Genomic DNA, 22,866 nt, shown 5'->3' on the forward strand with positions numbered 1-22,866 from the left:
CGCCGGCGGGCGAGGTGTCCCGCCCGCCGGCGGCGCGTCGGCTCAGTACGCGCGGCAGCTCAGGTACTTCCCCGCCTCGTAGGTGCGCAGGGTGCCGGTGTGGGTCGCGTACCCGGTGCAGTCCGTCGTCCGGTAGAGGACGACGTCGGTGAAGCCGCTCCAGCCGATGTGACCGGCCGCGGTCGCCGGCAGCGGCGTGCACTCGCCGGTCGGCGCGTCGACGTGCGCCACCTCGGCGTCGAAGTTGGCGGTGTAGAAGCTGAGCCCCGTCGGCTGGGCCGACGCGGGTGACGCGGCGACGCCGAGTCCGCCGGCCAGCACCGCGGACGCGGCCAGGGCCGCGCCGATCCTCGCTCCGGTTCGTCGCACAGGAACCTCCCAGGTATCGATGGACGCCTCTGCGATCCTCCATCAATTTGCTTGCGGGAACAAGCACCCTGGTCACGGTGGTGATCGCCACGGTCGCGCCACCGTGGTGGCGCCGTGTCGACGACGCGCTGCCGGCGGTCGGATGGAAAGCGCTCAGCCCACCGGAATCGGCGCGAACGTCACGTCCGCCGCGTCGACCGTCCCGCCCTGGCGACCGGGCGCGCTCTGCCACTGCCAGTAGAGGTTGGTGTGCGCGATCACCTGGGCCGGCGGCGGCGCGCCGTAGGCGCTCAGGTCCTCCGTCGTGTGGGCGTCGCCCACCAACGTCACGTCGTAGCCGCGGACGAAGGCGCCGTGCATGGTCGAACGGATGCAGGCGTCCGTCTGGGCGCCCGTCACGACGAGCCGCCCCACGCCGCGCTCGGCGAGCACCGCCTCCAGCTCGGTGCCCTCGAACGAGTCCCCGTAGTGCTTGTGGACGAGCGGCTCCCCCTCGGCGCGGACCAGCTCCGGCACGTACTGCCAGCTCTCGCTGCCGCGCTCGAGCCCGTCGTCGGAGTGCTGCACCCAGACGACCGGCACGTCCTCCGCCCGTGCCCGGTCGACGAGCGACCTGATGTTGGCGATGACGCCGTCACGGTTGTGGGCGCCGGCGACCACCCCGTTCTGGACGTCGATCACGAGCAGTGCGGTGTGCGGACGGTCGGGCAGGGTGGTCATTGCAGCTCCTGGTGCTTCTCGGGAGATCCGGTGCCGCCCACGGTAGACCCGCCGTCCGACAAGAAACGGCCGGTCGCCGTACGGGTGGCCACCGTCCCTCACCAGCCGATGGGCCGGCTTCGACCGGCACCGATCCGCCAGGTTCCCCGCCTCGGCGCTCTGAGGCGGGTGCCGGGGCGCCCCTGGGAGACCTGGCACCGACGCGGCACCGGGACGCGCCGGTGCCACCCGCCCTGCCGGGCACCGGGCGTCCCCTGGCCGCCCGGTACGCGGCGCGGGCGCCGTTTCCGGTGGGCGTCGGGTCGGTGGCGAGATAGACTGCGGGGCATGGAGATCGTCAGGCTTTCCGCCGCCGCGGCCGCGCGAGCTACCCGCTCGACGGTCGCCGCAGCCTGACCTCCTGACTTCCCGCCGGCGACCGGAATCGGTCCGCCGGCCTTCCCGTCTCCGGACGCCCGTCCCGTGCCCGTGGATCCCTTCCGGTCGCTCCGACCCGAAAGGTTCCGCAGTGACACCCCAGGACATCATCGACACCTTCGTCGGCTTCTACCGCGAGCGCGGTCACCTGCTGCTGCCCGAGAGTTCGCTGGTCCGGCCGCCGGACGATCCGGTGCTCTTCACGACCTCCGGGATGCACCCGCTCACGCCCTACCTGGAGGGGCGCCCGCACCCGCTCGGCCGTCGCCTCGTGAACGTCCAGCGTTGCCTGCGCACGACCGACCTGGACGAGGTCGGCGACTCCACCCACCTCACCGTCTTCCAGATGCTCGGGTCGTGGTCCCTCGGCGACTACGACGGCCCGCGGAGCCTGCGGTGGGGCTACGAGCTGCTCCGCGACGGTTTCGGCATCGACCACGACCGGCTGCACGCGACGGTGTTCGGCGGCGACGACCACGTGGAGCCGGACACCGCCTCGTTGGAGACGTGGCGCGAGTTCGGCGTACCGGTGGAGCTGACCGGCCAGGAGAACTGGTGGTCCAACGGGCCGACCGGTCCGTGCGGCCCCGACTCGGAGATCTTCCTGTGGACCGGCGACACCCCGCCGGTCGGCACTCCGGGGACCGACGGGCGGTGGATGGAGGTCTGGAACCACGTGCAGATGCGCTACCACCGGCGGGACGACGGCCGGTTGGTGCCGCTGCGGCAGCGGAACGTCGACACCGGGATGGGTCTGGAGCGCCTGGAGATGGTGCTGAACGGCAACTCGTCGGTCTTCGCGGGCGAGGCGTTCCGTCCCTGGGTCCGTACCGTCACCGGCCTGTGGCGCCCCGACGAGGAGACGCTGCGCCGGGTCGGCGACCACCTCCGGTCCGCCGTGGTCGTCCTCGGCGACGGGGTCCGTCCCTCGAACACCGGTCGCGGGTACGTGCTGCGCCGGCTGATCCGCCGGACGCTCACCGCGCTGTGGCGGGACGACCCGTCGCGGAGCCTCGCGGACCTGCCGGACGGGCCGATCGGGGACACCCTCGACCGGTTCCGGCAGAGCCTGCCGGTCGACGAGGTGCGTACCCTGCTCGTCGACGAGGAGCGACGCTTCCGGGGCCTGCTGCGGCGTGGCCGGCCGATCGTCTCCCGGTACCTGTCGCGGGGGCCGCTGCGCGACGAGGACTACCGCCGGTTGCACGACACCTACGGCCTGCCCCGGGACCTGGTCGACGTGCTGGTGGCCGAGGCGGCGTGACCCCCCACGCGGGGTGTCCGCCTCAGGCGCCGCAGTTGTTGCTCGTACGCCGCACCGTGTACTCGCGGTCGTCGTGGGTGATGCCCGACGGTTCGCCGTCGAACCAGGTCTCGACCTTCTCCCAGCCGCGGCGCTGCTCGTAGTGCAGGTGCGGGGCCCCGGAGTTGCCGGTGCTGCCGACCTTTCCGATCTGCTCGCCCTGCTCGACCCGCTGCCCCTCCCGCACCAGCGGCGGTTCGAGCAGGTGCAGGTACTGGGTCTCCCAGCGACCCCCGTGGTCGATCTTCACCCAGTAGCCGCCGCCGCGTCCGCGCGGCCCGTCGGGGTTCTCCGGCGTACGCCCGCCCAGGGAGCCGTTGATCCCCGCCACGGTGACCGTCCCGGCGGCGGAGGCGAGCACCGGTCTTCCCCACGCCTCGCCCTCGATGGGGAACAGGTCGACGTCGAAGTCGTCGTGCCCCGGGTAGGTGCCGAGCTGCCACGTCTCGCCGCAGGCGACGGGGAGCTGGAAGAGCGGGCGCGGCCCCGGCGGGCGCAGCAGCGGGACGACCACCACGGCGACGGCCACGACCACCGCGGCGGCGGCCAGCGCGAGGACGACGCGGGTGGCCCGCCTCGGCGGACGTCGGTGGGCGTGGCGGCGGGGTGGTTGGCCGGTGGTCATCGGCCAGAAGCATGGCAGACGCCGGCAAGGCGGCGGGCGCGGACACGTCCGGCGGCGACCGTCGCGCCACCGCCACGGGCACCCGGTCAGGGCGGACTCACTGCGGCCAGGCGCGCAGGAGGGCGTCGAGCGCGTCGAGGGCCCGCGCCCAGGAGGCGTCGGACCCGCGCGGGTGGTGGCGGAAGCCGCCCGTCCGCTCCAGGCTCACGAATCCGTGGAACGTGCTGTGCAGCATCCGCACGGCGTCCGTCTGGTCGGGCTCCGCCAACCGGTAGCCCCGCAGGATCGCCCGCGTCATCTCGGCGTGCCGGCGTGCCGCGGGCGCCGCCACGCTGTCCGCGTCGAGGTCCATCTGCATGGCCGCGTACCGGCCCGGATGCTGGTTCGCGTAGTCCCGGTAGGCGTTCGCGAAGGCCACCAGCGCGTCCTTGCCGGCCCGGCCGGCGAGCGCGGCGGCGGCCCGGTCGGCGAGTTCGGTGAGGGCCAGCGCCGCCACCCGGACCCGGAGATCGTGGGCGCTCCTGATGTGCGAGTAGAGGCTCGCGTCGCGGACGCCGAAGCGGCGCGCGAGGGCCGAGACGGTCACGTTCTCGTAGCCCACCTCGTCGGCCAGCTCGGCGGCTGCCCGGGTGAGGCGGTCGACGGTCACCCCCGCACGCGTCACGCGCCCTCCACGGCTAGAAGAATTAATCGGTTGCCTAGTAGCACTAGGCTAGCGCCTATGGTTCCCCTCACCGAATCCGCCATCCGGGCATCCTTCGTCAACTGCAGCAAGGGCGAGGCCAAGCGCCTGGCCGTGCCCCGGGACCTGGACGCGCAGCCCTGGACCGACCTGGACTTCTTCGGGTGGCACGACCCCGCCGCGGCGCAGCGGGCGTACCTCGTCGCCGAGTCGGCCTCCGGGCTCGTGGGCGTGGCGCTGCGGGTCGCCCCGCACACCGGGCACGCGCGGCGCAGCATGTGCTCGCTGTGTCTCACGACGCACACCGGCGACGGGGTCTCGCTCATGACCGCCCGCAAGGCCGGCCCGTCGGGGCGGCAGGGCAACTCGGTGGGCGCGTACATCTGCACCGACCTCGCCTGCTCGCTCTACCTGCGGGGGCGCAAGGACGCCGGGCGTCGCATCGAGGAGTCGCTGACCCTGGCCGAGAAGGTCGAGCGGACCCGGAACAACCTGCTGGGCTTCCTCGCCAACGTCGCCGGTTGACCTCCGAGCGGATGCCGGCGGCCAGCTCCTGGTCGGTCACCGACCAGCCCCGGGCCCGCACGTGGTGAGCCTCACCGTCACGGCCCACCGGCCGGGAACGTCGACGGGCGCGAGTCGTTAGTCTGGCGTTCCGTTCGTCCGCATTCGCCTGTCCCCGCGCGCCGTCCGCGCCGCGCACGACGTGGAGATACCGCACATGACCACGACCGACGTACCCGCCGCGATCCGCGAGTTCATCGACGCCACCAACCGCGGCGACTCCGACGCCTTCGTCGCCGCGTTCACCGACGACGCGTACCTCAACGACTGGGGCCGGGAGTTCCACGGCCACGACGGCGTACGCAGCTGGGACCGCACCGACAACATCGGCGTGCAGTCGCACTTCGAGTTCCTCGGCATCGAGCCCGGCTCCGAGCCGGACAGCTACGTGGTGACCCTGAAGGTGTCCGGCAACGGCTTCAACGGCACCGGCCCGATGACCTTCCACCTGCGGGACGGCAGGATCGCGAGCCTGCGCATCAGCTGACCGGACGGGGTGCGGGTCGGGCCCGCACCCCGTCCCGGTCGGCGCCGGATCAGGCCGTCGGGACCCGGTCGAGGAAGCCGTACACCTCGCGCAGCCGGCCGTCGCCGTCGGTCACCGCCACGTCGAAGCCGACGACGGGCGCCTCGCTCCCTTCCGGGCCGAGTTCCCAGGTGAACCGGAACTGGTCGTGGTGGCCGTCGACCGGCCCCGCCACCCGGAACCGCATCCCGGCGAACTGCTGCTGCACCGCGGCGACCATGCGGTCGATCGCCTCCCGACCCTCGGCCACACCGAGGGGGTCGACGTACCGGGCGTCGGCCGCCCACAGGTCGTCGATGGCCCGCCGGCGCCGCTGCGGATCGGTCTCGTTCCACACCGCGATGTAGCGTCCGGCCAACTCGTCGAAGTTCGTCGCCATGATCTGCCTCCCGTTTGCTCGCGACGCCGACGTACGGCGTCTCGAGATGAGATCGTCGCGGCTCGGACGGGGGCGCGTCGATTACGTCGGAGGTAATGGTCGGTGGGCGGGCACGGCCGTTAGGGTCGGGGACCGTGACCCAGGTGGCGATACCGAGAGCACCGGTAGGTGAGCTTCTCCGCGACTGGCGTCGGCGCCGTCGTCTCAGCCAGCTCGACCTGTCGGTCGGCACGGGCGTCTCGACCCGGCACCTCAGCTTCGTGGAGACCGGCCGGTCCCGGCCGAGCCCCGATCTGATCCTCCGGCTGGCCGAGCACCTCGACGTGCCCCTCGCCGACCGCAACGCGCTCCTGCTCGCCGGTGGCTACGCCCCGGCGCACTCCGCGCACGGTCTCGACGGCCCCGAGCTGGCTCCGGTCCGCGAGGCGGTCCGGCAGGTCCTGCACGCGCACGGTCCGTTCCCCGACGTCCTCGTCGACCAGCACTGGCACCTCGTGGAGGCCAACGCCGCCGTGGCCCTGTTCACGGCGGGATCCGCCGCGCACCTGCTGGTGGAGCCGGTCAACGTGTTGCGGCTCAGCCTGCATCCGGACGGCATGGCTCCCCGCATCCGCAACCTCGGCCAGTGGCGGGCGCACCTGCTGCACCGGCTGCGGGAGCAGGTGGCGGCCACCGCCGACGCCGGGCTCGCGGACCTCTACGACGAGCTGCGCGGCTACCCCGGCGGGGAGGACCGGCCGGCGGCCGACGACCCGGCGGGGACGGTCGCCGTGCCGCTGCGCTACCGGTACGGCGACCAGGACCTGGCCTTCCTGGGCACCACCACCGTGTTCGGCACTCCCCTCGACGTGACCGTGGCCGGCCTCGCCGTCGAGGCGTTCCTCCCCGCCGACCGGGCGACCGCCGCGACGCTCCGCCGCCTGGCCGACGACGGGGGCGTCGAGGGGTGAGCCTCGTCAGGACCGGCAGGGGTACGTGCTCCGCGTGCAGGTGACCCCGGTGTTGTACGCCTCGTTGAAGTGCGCGTAGTACGCGTCGTAGAGCGGGTGCGTGGCGCCCGTCTCCGGCGCCATCTTCACGAAGATCTCGTCGTTCTCGCTGAGCGCGTCCTGCGTCCAGTTCTGCGAGCCCGTGTAGACACGGTACTGGTACGCGGTGCCGTACCGGCCGTACGCGAGGAAGAACTTGTCGTGCACCTTGTCCTTGCGGCGGATGGCCACACCGGCGGCGAGCAGTTCGTCGTAGACGGACTGGCTCATCGCGATGCCGCCGTCGGCGTTCGTGCCGACCGCCATCCACACCTTGCAGCCGGCGGCGCGGAAGCGCGTGACGAGGTCGACGATCCGCGGCCGTCCCGTGGTCACCGCCGCCATGCCGACGCGGAGGCGGCAGTCGGCGTCGGGAGTGAGGTCGTTGAGGCGGGTCACGATGGTGTCCGTCTGCCCCGCCGCCTCCGGTGAGGCGTACGCGTCGGCCGCTGCCGCCTGGTAGTAGCCGCGTCCGGAGGCGGAGTCGTAGTAGTCGTTGCCGCTGTAGTGCCGGCGGTTCCACATGTCGGTGAAGTTGGCGTTGAGCCCGGCGGCGAGCGCCGCGTCCCCGTACACGGTGATCGCGTTGTTGAACGCGTCCGGGCCCGTGGCGTACGTGAGGTTGCTCGACCCGAACCAGACCACGTTGCTGCGGGCCACGCCGTTCGGGTCGGTGGTGCTGGTGAACGTGAACAGCTTGGTGTGCATGTCACCGTCGGCGCTCGTGCTGATGCAGCCGCGGCCCCCGTTGCTGTTCGTGCAGAACTGGTGGTCGCTGAGCTGCCGGATGGTGGCGACCGCGACGTCGGCCGAGGTGGCGTTCTTCCCGTCGAGCAGGACCCGCACGGTGACGCCACGGTTCTGGGCGCGCAACAGGGCGTCGGCGACGGAGTCCACGCTGATGGAGTGGATGGCGCCGCGCACCGTGGAGCCGGCGGGCGCCGCGTCGATCAGCCGTTGCAGCTCGGTGAGGATGGTGTAGTCGCGGCCGGCGGTCGGGTTGGTGAAGTGTGCCCACACCGGGTGGCCGGCGAGGGTGGCCGACGCGGCGGAGACGGGGGCCGCCGCGGCGGGCACCACCGCGACCGGCGCCGTCACCGCGCAGAGCGCGGCGAGGAGGCAGACCAGGGTACGGCGGACGGCGGCACGCGCACGAGTCGTGGTCATGGACAGGCATCGTCGTCGGAATATTTCAGTGCGTCAATGCAATGCGTCGGAACTCTTCATGAACGGCACGGGGCGGCCCGGCCGTTCGCCGGCCGGGCCGCCCGATCGCCCGTACGGTCAGCCGCCGAGACTCGCGGCGGCCGACGCGATCGCCGAGGCGAAGTAGCTCACCTGGGTGTAGACGCCCGGGTAGTTGGGTCGGGCGCAGCCGTTGCCCCAGCTCACGATGCCGACCTGGATCCAGGCGTTGGTGGCGTCGCGGCGGAACATCGGTCCGCCCGAGTCGCCCTGGCAGGTGTCCACCCCACCGCTGGCGTAGCCGGCGCAGATCTCCTCGGCCGGGATGATCTGGCCCCGGTAGTAGGAGTTGCAGGTGGTGTCGTCCACGAAGGGAACGGTCGCCTTGAGCAGGTACCGCTGCTGCGGGCCGCCCTCCCGTGCGGCGCCCCATCCCGCGACCGTGAACGTGCCGTTGTCGTACGCGGTCGTGTTCGCGATCTTCAGCGTGCTCAGCCCGGTGACCGGCGTGGCCAGCCGGATCAGCGCCCAGTCCTTGCCGTTGCCGTTGTAGCCGGGAGCCCGGTAGACGTAGTTCGAGCGGACGGTGATCCGGCTCGACGACTGGAGGTCGACCACACCGAGCGTGGCCGTGATGCTGGTGTTCGCGCCGGTGGCGCCCACGCAGTGCGCGGCGGTGAGCACCAGCCGCGGGCTGTACAGCGCCCCGCCGCAGCCCATGGAGAGCCGCACCATGAAGGGGAACTCGCCCTGGGCGGCGCGGGTGCCGCCGACGACGTACGGGGTCATCGTGCCGCCGTCCGCGGCGGCCGGCGCCGCGACGGTGACGCTGGCCGCGGTCACCGCGGCCAACGCGGCGGCCAACAGGCCGGTGAGGGTGCGCCAGCGAACCATGCGTTCCTCCGCTTCGAAGACCGGCACGCCTCGCGCGCACCTGGTTGACGATGTCGTCATCATATTGAGATCAATAGATGTCGACCCATACCCTCTGGGTCGTATCGCGCGCTTATGACCCGGACTCCGCCCCGCGCGGACCCACGGCCCCGCACCGAGACCCGAGCCGGCGGAGCACCCATTTCCGTGTGTCGGGAATTGGCGCGGTATTCACGAGGAGCGGACCGTCGGATGCGAATGCCGGCCGCATTTCCCGTCGCTGGGAAACCGACCCGCACCGGCCATGCGGCCACCTCCGACATCGGACGATCCGGTGGCACGGTCAGGACAGCCGGAAAGGCGACGCGGGCCTGTCCAGGAATCGACACACCGGCGCCCCGCAGCAGGTTAGGGCACTGTCCCTTCCGAGGCGGCCCGGGCACGAACGGGCCGGCGAAATCCGCGCCGACGGCGACTCACCGGGACGGTTCATCGGCATGTCGCCAACCGGTCAAAGGCTTTGTCGAACGCCGCGGAATACGGATGCTCACTCCGGGGCCGGACAGCGGCCCGACCGATTCGGGATCGACGACGACCCGATCTTCCGTGGGGAGGAACGTCAATGTTCGGTACGAAGGCCACCAGGCCCGCGAGAACGGCGCTCGCCGTGCTCGTGCCGGGCGTCATGGTGGCGGTCGCGAGCGTCGCCGCCCCGGCGCACGCCGCGGATCCGGGTGAGGGCGCGAAGGCCCGCACCACACCGGCCTACCAGCCGGCGACCGGCGACACCTGCGGGCTGCGCCCGTCGGCCGGCAAGAGCACCAAGGACGAGATGCTGAGCTGCCTGGGCGTCGAGGCGAAGCTGGACCGGACGCCCGCGGTGGGCGAGACGGCGACCCTGAAGGTCACCGTGCGCGCCGCGGGGAAGATCGGGCCGAGCGACATCAGCGTCACCCTCCCGCCGGAGCTAAAGTGGGTCGAGGCGCCGGCCGGGCTGGGTGTCCAGGAGCGCCGGAGCGTCGCGCCGGAGCGGGCCGGCGAGGTGTCCGTGGCGCGGACGACCCGTGCCCTGCGCGCCGGCGACAGCGCGGCGTTCAGCGGCGTGGTCCGCGCGGTCGGGGCCGGCCGCGTGCAGATCCAGGCGCGCGCCACCGCGCCGTACGGCGGGGACGTGCAGGCCGGGCAGGACGACGTCTTCCTCACCATCGGCGAGAAGCCGGGGCTGTCCCGGCTCGGGCACGCGGCTCCCGCCGGCGACAACGCCACGAGGTCCGTACCCACCACCGACCGCGCGCCGCGGCCGGCCGGACAGAAGCCGCAGAGCGTCGGCGCGCCGAGCGTCGCCGGCGAGGCACGGGCCGAGGCGAAGGCCAAGGGCCTGACCGTGATCAGCCCCCAGGCGCCGTGCGACACCCGGGTGGTCGGCAACTGGAGCTTCCAGGACCAGAACGGCAACTGGCACAACCAGATGAACATCCAGGTGCAGGTCTGGGACGACGACGTCTTCGGCGACTCGCTGCTCGCCACCGGGGTGACCGACGGCGCCGGCAACTACAACATCTGCTTCGACTCCCAGGTCGAGGGCTTCCCGGACAGCGGCACCGCCGACATCTACGTCCGCTTCATCACCTCGAACTCGCTCTGGCGCGTGCAGCGCGGCGGCAACCCGTTGTCGTTCCAGACCGGGACGACCAACGACGTGGCCACCGGCAGCGTGCTCAACCTCGGCTCCCTCACGGCCGCCGACGGCGCGCTGCAGCGCGGCCTGCACGCGTTCGACTCCGCGAACGACGCGTGGCTGTGGATCCCGAAGCCGAACAACCTCTGCTGGGACCAGGACGACGCGAGCTGCCGGCAGGTCGTCGTCAACTGGGCGCCGGACTCGACCGACGGCACGTACTACAACCTGGGCAGCAACCAGGTCCACCTGGCCGCCGACGACCCGAACTCCCCCATCACCGTGGTGCACGAGATCGGCCACGCCGTGATGGACGACCTCTACAACGACAACTTCCCCTCGGCGCCGAACTGCAACCCGCACAGCGTCACCGGCACCAGCTCCGCGGGCTGCGCGTGGACGGAGGGGTGGGCCGAGTGGTTCCCCGCGACCGTCTACAACGACCCGTTCTTCCGCTGGCCGAGCGGCGCCTCCGTCAACCTGGAGAACGCGAGCTGGGGCAACGGCTGGGGCGAGGGCGACACCACCGAGGGCCGCGTCGCCGCCGCGCTCATCGACATCACCGACTCCACCAACGAGGCGACCTGGGACCGGTACGGCGAGGGACCGTGGAACATCTGGACCACCTCCCGGTGGCACAACTCCACCACGTTCGCGAGCTTCTGGGCCGACCGCACGGCCGACGGGTTCAACGTGGCCGACTCCGGCGCCCGCGCCTCCGTCTACCAGAACACGATCGACTACCAGTTCCGCGACCCGCTGGGCAACTACGCCCCGCTGACCCGCCCGACGCCGACGCCGCCGCACAACTTCGGCTACTCGACCTCGTCGGTCTACTGGTCGGTGGTCGCGCTCAAGCCGAACTCCGGTGACCTCGACCTCCAGCTCTACGACGACCGGGCGCAGGGCACGTACCTGAGCGGCAGCGCCGCGGGCGGCACCACCATCGACTTCGTCGCGGTGGACTCCAACCGCCGGGCGCTGGGCGACTACTACCCCCGGGTGACCAACTGGTCCGGCGGTGGCGGCTACCGCATCGAGCTCGCCCAGGGCACCACCGTGCTGAACGCCGGCAGCAGCACGATCACCATGGGGACGAACAACGTGGTCACGGTGCGGGACACGTACCTGACCGCCGGCGTGCCGGTCACCATCTCGGTGGCGGCCACCAACTCCGGCCAGGACGCCGAACTGTTCCTCATGTCCAGCGACGCCAACTCGGCCACCTGGATCCGTCCCCGGTCGAGCGCGGTGGCCTCCGCGACGGCCGGCGGCGCCGGCGCGACCGAGACGCTCACCTTCACCCCGACCGTCAGCGCCTGGTACGGCGTGGTCGTCGTCAACAAGGCGGGCTCCGGCAGCTACACGCTCAGCCGGGCCTGACCGCCAGAGGAATCCGGACGGCACGTCCCGGGGGCGCCCCGCGCGCTCCCGGGACGGGCCGTCCCGCCCGGGCGGAACCGGCGGCGCCGCCGCGACGTCCGACCCGTCGTGACCAGGACACGGAGGCGACCGATGCACCGACCGCTGGCCCTGCTCGCCGTGCCGGCCCTGCTGGCCGCCGCGGGCACGACCGCGGCCTGCGACGGCGCCCCGGCGCCGCCGACCGGTGGTGGCGCGCTGGTGCTGCGGCTGAACGAGCTGCCCGGCATGGTGCCGCCGGGCGGCACGGCGGCGATTCCCCCGAGCTTCTCCCTGTTCGGAGACGGCCGGCTCGTCAGCGTCGCCACCGGCGCCAGCGGTGGCTGGCCGCGGCTGCGCGAGAGCACGGTCCCGGACGAGGCCCTACGCGACCTGTACGGCGACGCCGCCGCACTGCGCGACCGGCCGACGGAGAACCCCGACGAACCCGTGGTCCGCGTCGTCGTCGGCTCGGCCGACGGGCGGCGTACCGTCACCCTCCCCCGGTCCGACCCCTCGGCCACCCGGCTGCGGGCGGCCCTCGCCGCGTACGCCAACGCGTCGGCGACCGAGTACCGGCCCGCGGCCGTCGCCGTCATCGCCACGCCGGCCGACCCGGCGGAACCCGCCCGGCCCTGGCCGTTGCCCCGCCTGTCCGGCGAGCCTCTCCCGGAATCCGCCGGATCCACCTGCCTCGTCCTCCGGGACGCCGACCTCGACGCGGTCCGGCGGGCGACCGCCGACGCGGGAGCCCGCTGGCGCAGCGAGGGCCGGGTGTGGCAGGTGCGGCCACGTCCGCTGCTGCCCGACGAGACGGGGTGCGCGGACCTGTAGACGGACCACAAGGGACGGTGCCGGCGACATATATTGATGGCCGTCGTACTTTTAGCGGCAGGCGCCGCGAGTCGCCGTCCCGGGAGGGCCCATGTCCCTACGCAGAGCCGTGGCCTTGTTGGCCGTGTCCGTGTGCCTCGTGGCCACCGGATCGTCCGTCGGCGTACGCCCCGCCGTCGCGGCACCGACCACCACCGCCGTCTTCAACAACCCCATCGGCACGGCCGCCGAGAAGGCGGCGATCCAGACGCGGATCGTCGAACTGGTCAACGGGGCTCCCGCCGGCTCCCGCATCAGGATGGCGATGTTCTACGCGACCGACGCCACGGTGCCCAACGCCCTGATCGCGGCGAAGAACCGGGGCGTGAACGTCCAGGTGATCTTCAACGACGCGGACCGTACGACGGCGCCGTACGCGTCCCTGGTGGCGGCGCTGGGCACCAACCTGAGCGCGGCGTCGTGGATCCTGTTCTGCCCGCCCGGTCGCGGGTGCATCGGCAGCCGGGCCCTGAACGACGTCGAGTCGATCAACCACAACAAGTTCCTGCTGTTCTCCAGCACCCAAGGCGCCTCGAACGTGGTGGTGCAGTCGACGGCCAACCTGCACACCGGCCGGGACGGGTTGGGCGGCTGGAACGCCGCGCTCGTGCTCGTCGGCAACACGGGCATCTACAACGCCTACAGCGGCTACTTCGACGACCTGCGGGCACGCGTGGTCAACAACGACTACTACGACACCGGGCGGCCCGCCGTGACCTCCGGCAACGCGAAGATCCACTTCTATCCGCGCCGGGAGAGCAACGGCCAGCCGTACAACGACCCGAGCGAAGACACGATCATGACGGTGCTCGACAACGTCGACTGCTTCGGCAACTCCGTCGTGGGCACGCAGGACGGCACCCACCGCACCATCATCCGAGTCAACCAGACCATCTTCAGCCGCACGTACGTCGCCGCGAAGCTCTGGGCGCTGGACAACGCGGGCTGCTACGTCGAGGTCGTGCAGCGGTACGACCCGGGCAGCAACTCCGAGGTCACCTCCATGAAGAACCTCCTGGCCGCCACGAGCAGCCCCTACGGCGGGCCGATCGTGAGGTACTACTGCGTCGGCGACAGCGTCTGGACGCACAGCAAGTACCTGCAGGTCGAGGGGAAGTACTACGGCGGCCCCGACCGCACCATCACCTGGGTCGGCAGCCACAACCTCAGCTACAACTCGCTGCGGCAGTCCGACGAGACCCTGCTGCAACTCGAGGACACGGCGGTGTTCAACGCCTTCCGGGCCAACTTCCGCACGGTCCGCGACACCCCGGGGATCCGCTCCGTCGCCAACGGCCGTACGGCGACCTGCGCCTGACCCCCGTCCGACTGCCGGCCCGGACGGCCCCCCACCGTCCGGGCCGGCCCCGCTCGGCAATGCCACCGCGGGTGACGCGCCGGCACGCAGGGCCGGTCAGGTCGACACCCGCGGGCCGGGTCACCCGAGTTCCACCCAGGGCCGGTTCAGGTGCGCGGTGGCCAGGACCGTGCGGCGGACCCCGGCCTCGTCGAGCAGCCGCCGCCGCGTCCGGCGCGCGGCCTCGGCGTCCGCCTCGAAGCGGTAGGCCACGTCCGGGTCGACGAGCTGGACCGCGTGCACCAGGACGTCCCCGGTCACGATGACCTGCTCGTGGCGGCCCTCGACGACGACGGACTGGTGACCCGGAGTGTGACCGGGCGTGGGCACGACGCGGACCCCCGACCGCCCCGCGGCGGCGAGCCGCGTCACGCCGTCGACCTCGTGCAGTTGCCCGGCCGCGCGCAGCGGCTCCACGACGTACGCCAGGGCCGCGTCGCCGGCGGGCAGCGCCTCGGTCTCCCGCCGCTGCACCACGTAGCGGGCGTTGGGGAACATCGGCTCCCCGTTCCGGTCGACGGACCAGCCGAAGTGGTCCTCGTGCAGGTGGGTCAGCACCACCGTGTCGACGTCCGCCGGGTCGATCCCGGCGTGTGCGAGTTCGGTGGGCAACCGGCCCGGGGTCGGCGCCCACGCCGCGGCGGGACTGCCGTCCGGCCCCACGCCGGTGTCGACGAGGGTCAGCCGGCCGCGCGGGCCGCGTACGACGAAGCAGCGGAAGTCGAGCTGCCAGCTCTCCCCCGGACCGAACGCCTCCGGGTCGAGGCGTCGGGCGCGAACCCAGTCGGCGGGCGTCGCCGCGGGGAACGCGTCCTGCCGGTCGAGGAAGAACGGTCCCGCGGCGTCCAGCAGCGGCGTCACCGTGAACGCGCCGACCCTGCGGGACGTGGCCGCCCACCGCGCGGGGGCGGCGCCGGCCCTCCCCCCGACACCCAGCGAACCGGTCACGCCCACCGCCGCGGCGAGCAGGAGAGCCCTTCGTCCGAACGCGCCACCCGTGTCCACCATGCCGCTGCCTCCATCCGTGCCTCCCGTGACGGCCTCGGCGTCCCGCCGGGCCCGGCCACACGGTAGGAGCGCCACGGGCGTACGCGGACCGTGCCGCCGGGGACGTGACCGGATCCTGTCGACACGTGACCGGACAGCACCGCCGTCGGGCACGTCGGGTCCCTCTACCCTGTGTGTCGCGGCCGACGGACCGGCTTCCGCTCCCGGAGCCCCGGCCGCGGTGCAGGAGGTTCGTGGATGCCGCTCGACGGGCCCACCGTGGCCATGCTGGCCTATCCCGGGGCGGGTAGCTTCGACTTCGTCACGGTCAACGAGATCTTCGGGGTGGACTACTCCGCCCGGTTCGGGTCGTGGTACCGGACCAGGACGTGCGCGGCGGTCCCGGGGCAGGTCGAGCTGGACGGCGGCGTCACCGTCCACGCGCCGTACGGCCTCGACGCGGCCGAGGCGGCGGACCTGCTCGTCGTGCCCGGCTGGACGAAGGAGCACGAGGTCCCGCCGCGACCGCTGCTCACGGCGGTGCGGCGCGCGCACGACCGGGGAGCGCGCGTCATGTCGGTCTGCACCGGGGCGTTCCTGCTGGGCCACGCCGGTCTCCTCGACCACCGTCGCGTCACGACGCACTGGTCGACGGCCCCGCTGCTGGCCTCGCTCTTCCCGGCCGCCCGCGTGGATCCCCGTGCGCTCTTCGTCGACGACCGAGGCGTCCTCACGGCGGCCGGCATGTCGGCGGGCATCGACCTCGCGCTGCACGTCGTCCGGGGCGACTTCGGCGCCGACGCCGCCGCCGCGCTGGCCCGCCGGCTCGTGCTCGCCGGCCACCGCAGCGGCGGGCAGGCGCAGTTCGTCGACGTGCCGCTCGACCCGGACCCCGGTGACCCGGTGCCGGAGCTTCTGGACTGGATGCGGCGGCACCTGGACCAGCCGTGGTCGCTGACCGCGCTCGGGGCGCGGGCGCACATGAGCCCGCGTACGCTGGCCCGCCGCTTCCACCGGCTCACCGGGATGAGCCCGCACCGGTGGCTGACCCGGGAACGGGTGCTCGCCGCGCAGCGGCTGCTGGAGACCGGCGACGACTCGGTCGAACGGATCGCCCGGCGCACCGGCCTCGGCTCGGCCGCCAATCTGCGGCAGACCTTCCGCCGCGAGCTGGGCGTCTCGCCCCAGGCCTACCGGGCCCGGTTCCGCTCGCGGGCGGGCGTGCGGGGATGAGCCTCGCGACCGCGGTCCCGCCGTCGACTCTTGACCCCGGGTAGTGATCGGCTTAGCTTCATCAATCAGAAAGGTCTCCTAACTATTTGGCCCGTCCGTCCGGGGAGTGCCGATGCGACCATCCCGCCACCGCCGCCTCACCGCCCTCGTCGCCCTGGCGACCGTGCTGGTCACCGCCGTCCCGGCAACCGCCGCGAGCGCGGGTGACAGCGTGAACCGCCGTGCCGGCCACCTCCGGGTCGGCTACTTCACCCAGTGGGGCATCTACGACCGGGCCTTCCCGGTGAAGAAGCTCGACACCTCCGGCGCCGCGAGCCGCCTCACCCACGTGAACTACGCGTTCGGCAACGTGAGCGAGGACGGTCGCTGCTATGTGGACGGCGGGCCGGGTGAGGGCGACGCCTGGGCCGACTACCAGCGCCCCGTGCCGGCGGAGGAGAGCGTCGACGGTGTGGCCGACACCTGGGGCGAGCCGCTCAACGGCAACCTCGGCCAGCTGGCCAAGCTCAAGGCCCGCCACCCCCACCTGAAGGTGCTCATCTCGCTGGGCGGCTGGAGCTGGTCCACGTACTTCTCGAACGCCGCCCGCACCGACGCGTCCCGCCGGGCGTTCGTGGCCTCCTGCATCGACCTCTACCTCAAGGGCAACCTGCCGGTCCTCGACGGCGGCAGCGGCGGCCCGGGCGCGGCCGCCGGCGTCTTCGACGGCATCGACCTGGACTGGGAGTGGCCGAACTGGCCGGGCGAACCCGGCAACGTGGTCCGCCCCGAGGACCGGCAGAACTTCACCAAGCTGCTCGCCGAGTTCCGCCGGCAGCTCGACGCGTACGGACGGCAGACCCACCGGCACTACGCGCTCACCGCGTTCCTGCCGGCCAACCCGGCGGCCATGGACGCCGGGTACGAAGGTCGCAAGATCTTCCGGTACCTGGACTTCGCCACGGTGCAGGGATACGACTTCCACGGCTCCTGGGACGCCGTGACCAACCAGCAGTCGGCGCTGCGCGTGCCGAGGGGAGCACCGGACGACCCCGACTTCTCGGTCGAGGTGGCGATCGACGGCTGGATCGCCCGGGGCGCGCCGCGCGACAAGCTGGTGCTCGGCATCCCCTACTACGGCCGTGGCTGGACCGGCGTCACCGGCGGCGGGAACGGGCTGTTCCAGCCCGCGGCCGGTCCCGCGCCGGCCACCTTCGAGCCGGGGTACGAGGACTACCGGAAGCTCAAGACCCTGGCCGGCGACGGCTTCACCGTCCACCGCGATCTCCGCAGCGGGCACGCCTGGCTGTTCGACGGCACGACGTTCTGGACGTACGACGACCCGGCCGTGGTGCTCCAGAAGACGCTGTACATCCGGCGGGCCGGCCTGGCCGGGGCGATGGCCTGGTCGCTCGACGGGGACGACGACAACGCCACGTTGACCAGGACGATGAGCCTGGGGCTCACCGGGAGGTAGCCGCACGCCCCGCCGCCGACCGCACCCCGGCCGGCGGCGGGGTGGTCCGGCCGCCCCGCCGGCCGGGCCGTCCGTTGCGGGCTCCTCCCCGCCGGGCGGGCCGCGGTGCCGGCCGCGGCGGCCCGTGGCGCGGCCCCTATGATCCGCGTATGGCCCTGCTGCACCGCGCGGAACTGCGTCCCTCCAAGCTCGAACTCGTCGCCGCGTGGCTGCCCGGTCGTTCCTGGTTCCAGGGTGCGGCGGCCGCCATCGCGCGCGTCGCGTCGTACCGCTTCGACGACCCGGCCGGTGAGGTCGGGATCGAGACCTTCCTCGTGCGGGCCGGCGCCGGGCCGGTCTACCAGGTGCCGCTGACCTACCGGGGCGCGCCGCTGGACGGTGCCGAGGCCTGGCTCGTGGGCACCTGCGAGCACTCCGTCCTGGGCCGGCGCTGGGTCTACGACGGCTGCGGCGACCCGGTCTACGCGGCGGCGCTGGCGGATGCCGTCCTCGCCGGCGCGGACCAGGCGCGGGAGTACTTCGAGGTGGACGGCCGGCGCGAGTACCGGGAGCTCAGCATGGCCATCACCGTCGACGGTGCCCGGCCGGCCGAGGTGCCGCACGTCGACTCGGTCGACCGGGTCGAGGACGGCGACCCCACCCGCATCGTCGCCGGCCCGCTCGAACTGGCGGTGGTGCGGCGGCTGGACGACCACGTCGACCCGTCGGGACGCCGGCTCACCGGCTCGTGGGAGGGCCAGGAGACCCCGCTCACGCTGGCGTACGCCACGGTGCGCTGACTCCCGCCACGGCGGGACGGCCCGGAGCCGGCCGCGAAGACGGCCCTCAGACGACGTCGAATTCGTTGCCCTCGGGGTCCTGCATGGCGACGGCGTAGAGCCCCGTGTCCCGCTCGTCCTTGGTCCGCAGCACGGTGGCACCAGCTTTGACCAGCCGTTCCACCGTAGCCGTGACCCGCTGCGTGCGGACGTCCAGAGGGACGTCACGGCCCCCGCCGACCTTCAGGTCGAAGTGCCACCGGTTCTTCGCGACCTTCGGCTCCGGAACCTGCTGGAACCACACCCTCGGTCCACGTCCCGCCGGATCGACGATCGATTCCGGGATGTCCCCGGCACCGGCCGGCAACTCCGCCTCCGGCACGCCCGCCGCCATCCAGTAGGCACGCCACGTGGCGTGCCCGGCCGGCGCGGGCTCGGGCACGTAGCCCAGGGCCTCGGCCCAGAAAGCCACCATTCGCTGCGGATCGGAGCAGTCGATCGTCAGCTGCACGGTCATCTCCATGCGCGGAGCATCCCAAGCAGGTCTGACAGACCCATCCACTCGCGCAACCGGCCCCTAGGCCAGCACCAGCTCGCGCAGCGCCCGGTCGAGGGCGCCCGCGTCGATCCCTCCCGGCCAGCCCCGCAGCAGCGCGCCACCCTTGGCGACCAGCGCCACGGCCGGAGGTTCGCGGACCGCGTACGACCGCCAGATGGCGCCGTCCGGGTCGACGACGACCGGGTACTCCACCCGGTGCTCCCGCAGGTACCGCTGGACATCCTGCTCCTCGTCCTCGGTGACCACCCCGACGAACACGACCGAGTCCCGGTGGGTGCGCGCCAGCTCGCTCAGGGCGTCCTGCCGCTGGGCGCAGGCCGTGCACCACGAGCTGAAGAAGACCAGCACGACCGGGCGGTCGGCCCACAGGTCGGCGAGGGTGACCGGGCTGCCGTCGGTGAGCGTACCGGTGACGGCGGGCGCGGCCGGCGCGCCGGAGGGGGCGGGACGCAGCGCCAGCCCGGCCGGCGCGGGCCCCGGCAGCGCGGCCGCCCCACCGGCCACCGGTGCGGCCGGCGCGGGTGCGCCGCCCTCGTCGGTGCAGGCGGTCGAGGCGAGCACCGCCGACAGCGCCAGCACGGCGGCGACCGCGCGGACGCCGTACCCCCGGGTCATGACGGCACCACCGCGACCAGCGCCGGTCCCTCGCTGTCGTTCGGGGTGAGGGCGATCGGCGGGTGGCCGTCGACGACCAGCCGGTAGGTGTCCCGGGCGGCCACCGTGACGGGCACCGCGAACTCGCAGTAGGTCGGCACGCGCTCCACCTCCAGGTCCTCCTCGAAGGTCGCCACGGAGGTGCCCGGGGGCAGGGCGCCCTCGGCGAGGATCCCGCCCGCGTCGTCGGTCACCTGGAACGGCGCCCGGTTGTGGAAGTGCGTGTAGGGGCCCGTACCGGCGCACTCGACGCCCTCCGGCCGGATGTTGATGTCCCGGACGAGCACCCGCACGGTCATCGGCGACCGGGCCTCCTCGGCATCGTCGCACGCGGCCAGCGCAGCGGTGAGCAGCGACGGCAGCATCAGCGCCGACAGCACGCGCCGCATGTGTCCTCCCATGGATCGGGGCGTGGCCCGGGGCGGTGGCACGCGGTCCACCGCCCCGGAACCGTACCGTGGGTCAGCCGAGCAGCGCGCGGGGCCGTTCGACCCGGCACTGGCTGGTCACGGTTATGCTGGGGTCGCTCTCCGAGGTGGCGGTGAGCGTCACCAGGGTCGTCGCCGTCGCGTCGCGGGCGGCGCCCACCGAGACGTCGACCGACGTGGTGGCACCGAACTCGGCCGTGGCCAGCTCGTTGGGCAGCTGCACCTTCCAGCCCTTCCCACCGACGGACGCCGAGAGCCGGTACACGTCGGACTTCAGGTACGCGCTGACGTCCTCCGGGTGCTGGCCGCCGGCCACGTACCGACCGGTGTTGGTGAGGTCGAACGTGCAGCTCGCGCCCTTGCCGGTCGGCTTGCCGCGGGTGTCGAGGTGGCCCTTCGACAGCTTGACGCCGTGGCTGCTCGGCCCGGCGCCGTCCAGCGAACGGACGGCCACCGTGTACGACAGGACGTCGTCACCGTCGCGGCGGAGGTTGAGCACGTAGAAGTGCAGCCGGTTGGCCTCGTCCACGTACTCGTACTCGCTGCCGGAGTTGGCGCCCGCGTGGAACAGCGCGTCGGACAGCTGCCGGTAGTCCCCCATCGTGATCTTCTGCGGGGTGCCGTCCGGCCGGTAGAAGTCCACCATGTCGATGTCCTGCGGGTTCGCGTCCACGACCCACACGAACGGGGCACGGTCGGCGTTCTTCGTCTTGCTGAGCAGCACGCCGCTGTCCGGCGTGAACGAGTCCGCGCCCTTCCGGTCGACGACCTCGACGGTGTAGTTGTTGAATCCGCCGCCGTCGCAGAGCGGGTCGGTGCTGGTGTTGCACGCCGGCGAGCGGTCCGCGTTCATGGCGATGTTGATGCCGGTCAGCCCACCGGGGCCGGCGTCCACCGCGCGGGCGGTGACGTCGGCGACGACCATGCCGGAGTCGGCCAGCGCCTCCCGCGACAGCCGCAGCACATGCTCCTCACCGATGAGGCCAATCTTCATCTTGTCCCGCAGCATGTGCAGCGACCCCATGGCACCGCCGTTGACCGGTGGGATCTGCCAGCGGGTGTGCGGGCCGCCCGGACCGTTGAAGGAGCCGCGCGACATCATGCTCCAGATGCCGGTGTACGCGCGCCGCAGCGGGGTCCCGTACGGGTTGTTGTAGTTGTCCCCGATGCTCAGCAGGTGGCTCAGCTCGTGGGCGTAGGTGCCCATGCCCGAGCTCTCCGCCTGCGTCGAGGAGCCACCGCCGGCGTTCGGCCAGATGGTGGCGGCCGCCTTCCAGGACGTCCACTCGACGTACCGGGTCCTGGCCCAGTTCGGCAGGTTGGGATCCGGCGGGCCCCAGGCGTCCGGCACGTCCTCCTTGTTCTGGAACATCATCTGGCCGAACTCCTGCCAGGTGGACGACTCGTCCTGCCCGGCGGAGAGGATGAAGACCAGCTCGAAGCTGTCAGCCACCTCGTCGCCGACCGCCGCGCGCCAGGCGCCCAGCCCGTCGGTGCGGATGTTGCGGTTGCAGGACTCCCCCGACGGGCAGGCCCCGGGGTTGAAGCCGTTGTCGATGCCGTACTGGTAGGACTTCGACGGCATCTTGTACGGGCCGAAGCCGGTGAGGTCCACGCCGTACCGGCCGTTGGAGTCCTGCATCCAGTACTCGTGCAGGGTGTGGCCCCGGTTCAGGTCGCCCGGCTTGTTGAGGAAGTCCGTGTAGAACTGGGCGACCTGCTCCCGTGGCACGTTGGAGGCGGTGGCCTGCGGGTTGCCGAAGACGGTGGAGCCCGGCGGCTGGGTGATCACGAACGGCTGGTCCGGGTAGTCGAGGGTGACCAGCGCGATCTTGAAGTTGCGGACCGACCCGCGCACGGTCGGGTCGGCCCAGTTCTTCCCGGGCACCGGGACGTAGTCGTCCCAGGTCATCGTGTCGGGGTTCTGCCAGTTCTGTGGATCGAGCACCTGGAACGGGGCGGGCCCGTCCGGTCGGTCGCCCGGTGCGGCGGTGGCCGGCCCGCTGGAGCCGGACGCGACCAGGACTGTCGCGACGGCAGCGGCCAGCACCGGACGCCACATCGCGCGTCTGGTGGGCAGAAGGTGCATCGGGTCACCTTTCAGGTCGGGGGCTGACTACCGGCGCGGCGGCCGGGGGGCAGCGTCCCCACCGTCCACACGCGCCGGATCGATGGGCTCGATTCAACAGGTCTTGATCGATTCCAGGAACATCGGCGATGGCAATTGAGCAAATCTTGAGCACACCGATATGTGGAGGAGGGCGGGAGCGCTCCCGCCCTCCTCCGGTCACTGCGTCAGCTCGGCGACCTGCTCGGCGGTCAGCCGTGGCGCCGCCTCGGACGGCGCCCGGCGCGCACCGGCGAGAGCGGCCGGCGGGTCGGCCGGCCGGCGCAGGTGCCAGTCCGTCACCGCCTGGTACGCGGCCACCACGGACAACAGCCGGTCCTCGGCGTACGGCAGTCCACCCAGGATCGTGCCGATCGGCAACCCGGCGGCGGTCGCGCCGATCGGGAAGGCGATCTCGGGCAGCCCGAGGATGTCGAAGGGCACCGGGTCGGTCTGCACCACGACGTCGCACGCGTCGAACAGCTCGTCCAGCACCCGCTCCAGGAGCAGCAACTTAGAGCTCCTAACTCTTTGAGTGTTGGAGTCGGCGCCAGCAGATGATGGCGCAGGCGAGGGTGAGGAACGCTTCGTGGATGTCGTCGCGGATCTCCCAGCGGATGCGCAGGCGGCGGAACCAGTGCAGCAGGGCGATGGTCTGCTCCACGACCCAGCGTCGGGTGCCGAGTCCAGAGCCGTGCGGGACA

Annotated in this window: 24 protein-coding genes; 10 read left to right on the forward strand and 14 right to left on the reverse strand. The window is 72.5% G+C overall.

Features of this window, described 5'->3' with window-relative positions:
• Window positions 1-42 precede the first annotated feature (42 nt).
• The gene (locus D7I43_RS27565) at window positions 43-369 is read right to left on the reverse strand and encodes a hypothetical protein (protein WP_120331493.1); all 327 of its coding nucleotides are present in this window, start codon (window positions 367-369) and stop codon (window positions 43-45) included.
• A 153-nt stretch (window positions 370-522) separates the two neighbouring features.
• The gene (locus D7I43_RS27570) at window positions 523-1,089 is read right to left on the reverse strand and encodes a cysteine hydrolase family protein (protein ID WP_120331494.1); all 567 of its coding nucleotides are present in this window, start codon (window positions 1,087-1,089) and stop codon (window positions 523-525) included.
• A 508-nt stretch (window positions 1,090-1,597) separates the two neighbouring features.
• Here D7I43_RS27570 and D7I43_RS27575 point away from each other — a divergent pair.
• The gene (locus D7I43_RS27575; RefSeq protein ID WP_120331495.1) at window positions 1,598-2,770 is read left to right on the forward strand and encodes an alanine--tRNA ligase-related protein; all 1,173 of its coding nucleotides are present in this window, start codon (window positions 1,598-1,600) and stop codon (window positions 2,768-2,770) included.
• 22 nt (window positions 2,771-2,792) lie between these two features.
• Here the strand turns inward: D7I43_RS27575 and D7I43_RS27580 are convergent, their stop codons facing one another.
• The gene (locus tag D7I43_RS27580; RefSeq protein ID WP_120331496.1) at window positions 2,793-3,434 is read right to left on the reverse strand and encodes a M23 family metallopeptidase; all 642 of its coding nucleotides are present in this window, start codon (window positions 3,432-3,434) and stop codon (window positions 2,793-2,795) included.
• A gap of 97 nt (window positions 3,435-3,531) precedes the next feature.
• A complete protein-coding gene (locus D7I43_RS27585; RefSeq protein ID WP_120331497.1) occupies window positions 3,532-4,098 on the reverse strand; it encodes a TetR/AcrR family transcriptional regulator in 567 nt (188 codons plus the stop codon).
• Window positions 4,099-4,155: 57 nt separating this feature from the next.
• On the opposite strand from D7I43_RS27585, the gene D7I43_RS27590 reads away from it, so the two are divergent.
• Both D7I43_RS27590 and D7I43_RS27595 read left to right on the forward strand, forming a co-directional pair.
• Window positions 4,156-4,641 (forward strand): FBP domain-containing protein, encoded by a 486-nt coding sequence (locus tag D7I43_RS27590; protein ID WP_120331498.1) that lies wholly within the window; start codon window positions 4,156-4,158, stop codon window positions 4,639-4,641.
• 196 nt (window positions 4,642-4,837) lie between these two features.
• A complete protein-coding gene (locus tag D7I43_RS27595; RefSeq protein ID WP_120331499.1) occupies window positions 4,838-5,167 on the forward strand; it encodes a nuclear transport factor 2 family protein in 330 nt (109 codons plus the stop codon).
• A gap of 49 nt (window positions 5,168-5,216) precedes the next feature.
• Here the strand turns inward: D7I43_RS27595 and D7I43_RS27600 are convergent, their stop codons facing one another.
• Window positions 5,217-5,585 (reverse strand): nuclear transport factor 2 family protein, encoded by a 369-nt coding sequence (locus D7I43_RS27600; RefSeq protein ID WP_120331500.1) that lies wholly within the window; start codon window positions 5,583-5,585, stop codon window positions 5,217-5,219.
• Window positions 5,586-5,719: 134 nt separating this feature from the next.
• Here D7I43_RS27600 and D7I43_RS27605 point away from each other — a divergent pair, with 134 nt between their 5' ends.
• A complete protein-coding gene (locus D7I43_RS27605; protein WP_240033194.1) occupies window positions 5,720-6,535 on the forward strand; it encodes a helix-turn-helix transcriptional regulator in 816 nt (271 codons plus the stop codon).
• 6 nt (window positions 6,536-6,541) lie between these two features.
• On the opposite strand, the gene D7I43_RS27610 is transcribed toward D7I43_RS27605, so the two are convergent.
• Window positions 6,542-7,780: a phospholipase D-like domain-containing protein gene (locus D7I43_RS27610; RefSeq protein ID WP_120331502.1), complete on the reverse strand. Its 1,239-nt coding sequence runs from the start codon at window positions 7,778-7,780 to the stop codon at window positions 6,542-6,544.
• A gap of 117 nt (window positions 7,781-7,897) precedes the next feature.
• Window positions 7,898-8,692 (reverse strand): S1 family peptidase, encoded by a 795-nt coding sequence (locus D7I43_RS27615; RefSeq protein WP_120331523.1) that lies wholly within the window; start codon window positions 8,690-8,692, stop codon window positions 7,898-7,900.
• A 601-nt stretch (window positions 8,693-9,293) separates the two neighbouring features.
• On the opposite strand from D7I43_RS27615, the gene D7I43_RS27620 reads away from it, so the two are divergent.
• From D7I43_RS27620 to D7I43_RS27630, 3 genes are all read left to right on the forward strand, one after another.
• Complete coding sequence (locus D7I43_RS27620; protein WP_120331503.1) at window positions 9,294-11,732, forward strand: hypothetical protein; 2,439 nt, start codon at window positions 9,294-9,296, stop codon at window positions 11,730-11,732.
• Between the two features lie 132 nt (window positions 11,733-11,864).
• Window positions 11,865-12,584 carry a hypothetical protein gene (locus D7I43_RS27625; protein WP_120331504.1) on the forward strand — a complete coding sequence of 240 codons (720 nt, stop codon included), beginning with the start codon at window positions 11,865-11,867 and terminating at the stop codon, window positions 12,582-12,584.
• Window positions 12,585-12,675: 91 nt separating this feature from the next.
• Entirely contained in the window at window positions 12,676-13,941 is a 1,266-nt protein-coding gene (locus tag D7I43_RS27630) for a phospholipase D-like domain-containing protein (RefSeq protein WP_120331505.1), read from the forward strand.
• Window positions 13,942-14,061: 120 nt separating this feature from the next.
• Here the strand turns inward: D7I43_RS27630 and D7I43_RS27635 are convergent, their stop codons facing one another.
• Window positions 14,062-14,988 (reverse strand): MBL fold metallo-hydrolase, encoded by a 927-nt coding sequence (locus D7I43_RS27635; RefSeq protein WP_120331506.1) that lies wholly within the window; start codon window positions 14,986-14,988, stop codon window positions 14,062-14,064.
• 237 nt (window positions 14,989-15,225) lie between these two features.
• Between D7I43_RS27635 and D7I43_RS27640 the strand changes: the two genes are divergently transcribed.
• The 3 genes from D7I43_RS27640 (at window position 15,226) to D7I43_RS27650 (ending at window position 18,435) form a co-directional block, all read left to right on the forward strand.
• Window positions 15,226-16,200, forward strand: coding sequence for a helix-turn-helix domain-containing protein (locus D7I43_RS27640; protein ID WP_120331507.1), 975 nt, complete (start codon window positions 15,226-15,228; stop codon window positions 16,198-16,200).
• Between the two features lie 112 nt (window positions 16,201-16,312).
• Window positions 16,313-17,656, forward strand: coding sequence for a glycoside hydrolase family 18 protein (locus D7I43_RS27645; protein WP_120331524.1), 1,344 nt, complete (start codon window positions 16,313-16,315; stop codon window positions 17,654-17,656).
• Window positions 17,657-17,805: 149 nt separating this feature from the next.
• Window positions 17,806-18,435 (forward strand): CG0192-related protein, encoded by a 630-nt coding sequence (locus D7I43_RS27650; RefSeq protein WP_120331508.1) that lies wholly within the window; start codon window positions 17,806-17,808, stop codon window positions 18,433-18,435.
• Window positions 18,436-18,481: 46 nt separating this feature from the next.
• Here the strand turns inward: D7I43_RS27650 and D7I43_RS27655 are convergent, their stop codons facing one another.
• The 6 genes from D7I43_RS27655 to D7I43_RS27680 form a co-directional block, all read right to left on the reverse strand.
• Window positions 18,482-18,937 (reverse strand): VOC family protein, encoded by a 456-nt coding sequence (locus D7I43_RS27655; protein WP_120331509.1) that lies wholly within the window; start codon window positions 18,935-18,937, stop codon window positions 18,482-18,484.
• 54 nt (window positions 18,938-18,991) lie between these two features.
• The gene (locus D7I43_RS27660) at window positions 18,992-19,588 is read right to left on the reverse strand and encodes a TlpA family protein disulfide reductase (protein ID WP_120331510.1); all 597 of its coding nucleotides are present in this window, start codon (window positions 19,586-19,588) and stop codon (window positions 18,992-18,994) included.
• A complete protein-coding gene (locus tag D7I43_RS27665; protein WP_120331511.1) occupies window positions 19,585-20,016 on the reverse strand; it encodes a hypothetical protein in 432 nt (143 codons plus the stop codon). Before D7I43_RS27665 ends, D7I43_RS27660 begins: the two co-directional genes overlap by 4 nt.
• Before the next feature lie 73 nt (window positions 20,017-20,089).
• Window positions 20,090-22,144, reverse strand: a complete 2,055-nt coding sequence (locus D7I43_RS27670) for a M6 family metalloprotease domain-containing protein (RefSeq protein WP_120331512.1) — start codon at window positions 22,142-22,144, stop codon at window positions 20,090-20,092.
• A 198-nt stretch (window positions 22,145-22,342) separates the two neighbouring features.
• Window positions 22,343-22,675, reverse strand: a complete 333-nt coding sequence (locus D7I43_RS27675) for a hypothetical protein (protein WP_240033195.1) — start codon at window positions 22,673-22,675, stop codon at window positions 22,343-22,345.
• Between the two features lie 10 nt (window positions 22,676-22,685).
• Window positions 22,686-22,866, reverse strand: a 181-nt coding sequence (locus tag D7I43_RS27680; RefSeq protein ID WP_147427306.1) for a transposase, incomplete at its 5' end; no start/stop codon positions are given.

Origin of the sequence: Micromonospora globbae (genome assembly GCF_003610785.1) — a bacterium.
In the GTDB taxonomy this organism is placed as follows: Bacteria; Actinomycetota; Actinomycetes; order Mycobacteriales; family Micromonosporaceae; genus Micromonospora; species Micromonospora globbae.

Bases quoted from the DNA above. Each gene is read 5' to 3' on its own strand.
- D7I43_RS27570 (WP_120331494.1), bottom strand. From the start codon at position 1,089: ATGACCACCCTGCCCGACCGTCCGCACACCGCACTGCTCGTGATCGAC.
- D7I43_RS27580 (WP_120331496.1), bottom strand. From the start codon at position 3,434: ATGACCACCGGCCAACCACCCCGCCGCCACGCCCACCGACGTCCGCCG.
- D7I43_RS27590 (WP_120331498.1), top strand. From the start codon at position 4,156: ATGGTTCCCCTCACCGAATCCGCCATCCGGGCATCCTTCGTCAACTGC.
- D7I43_RS27595 (WP_120331499.1), top strand. From the start codon at position 4,838: ATGACCACGACCGACGTACCCGCCGCGATCCGCGAGTTCATCGACGCC.
- D7I43_RS27600 (WP_120331500.1), bottom strand. From the start codon at position 5,585: ATGGCGACGAACTTCGACGAGTTGGCCGGACGCTACATCGCGGTGTGG.
- D7I43_RS27610 (WP_120331502.1), bottom strand. From the start codon at position 7,780: ATGACCACGACTCGTGCGCGTGCCGCCGTCCGCCGTACCCTGGTCTGC.
- D7I43_RS27615 (WP_120331523.1), bottom strand. From the start codon at position 8,692: ATGGTTCGCTGGCGCACCCTCACCGGCCTGTTGGCCGCCGCGTTGGCC.
- D7I43_RS27620 (WP_120331503.1), top strand. From the start codon at position 9,294: ATGTTCGGTACGAAGGCCACCAGGCCCGCGAGAACGGCGCTCGCCGTG.
- D7I43_RS27625 (WP_120331504.1), top strand. From the start codon at position 11,865: ATGCACCGACCGCTGGCCCTGCTCGCCGTGCCGGCCCTGCTGGCCGCC.
- D7I43_RS27630 (WP_120331505.1), top strand. From the start codon at position 12,676: ATGTCCCTACGCAGAGCCGTGGCCTTGTTGGCCGTGTCCGTGTGCCTC.
- D7I43_RS27635 (WP_120331506.1), bottom strand. From the start codon at position 14,988: ATGGTGGACACGGGTGGCGCGTTCGGACGAAGGGCTCTCCTGCTCGCC.
- D7I43_RS27640 (WP_120331507.1), top strand. From the start codon at position 15,226: ATGCCGCTCGACGGGCCCACCGTGGCCATGCTGGCCTATCCCGGGGCG.
- D7I43_RS27645 (WP_120331524.1), top strand. From the start codon at position 16,313: ATGCGACCATCCCGCCACCGCCGCCTCACCGCCCTCGTCGCCCTGGCG.
- D7I43_RS27650 (WP_120331508.1), top strand. From the start codon at position 17,806: ATGGCCCTGCTGCACCGCGCGGAACTGCGTCCCTCCAAGCTCGAACTC.
- D7I43_RS27655 (WP_120331509.1), bottom strand. From the start codon at position 18,937: ATGGAGATGACCGTGCAGCTGACGATCGACTGCTCCGATCCGCAGCGA.
- D7I43_RS27660 (WP_120331510.1), bottom strand. From the start codon at position 19,588: ATGACCCGGGGGTACGGCGTCCGCGCGGTCGCCGCCGTGCTGGCGCTG.
- D7I43_RS27665 (WP_120331511.1), bottom strand. From the start codon at position 20,016: ATGCGGCGCGTGCTGTCGGCGCTGATGCTGCCGTCGCTGCTCACCGCT.
- D7I43_RS27670 (WP_120331512.1), bottom strand. From the start codon at position 22,144: ATGCACCTTCTGCCCACCAGACGCGCGATGTGGCGTCCGGTGCTGGCC.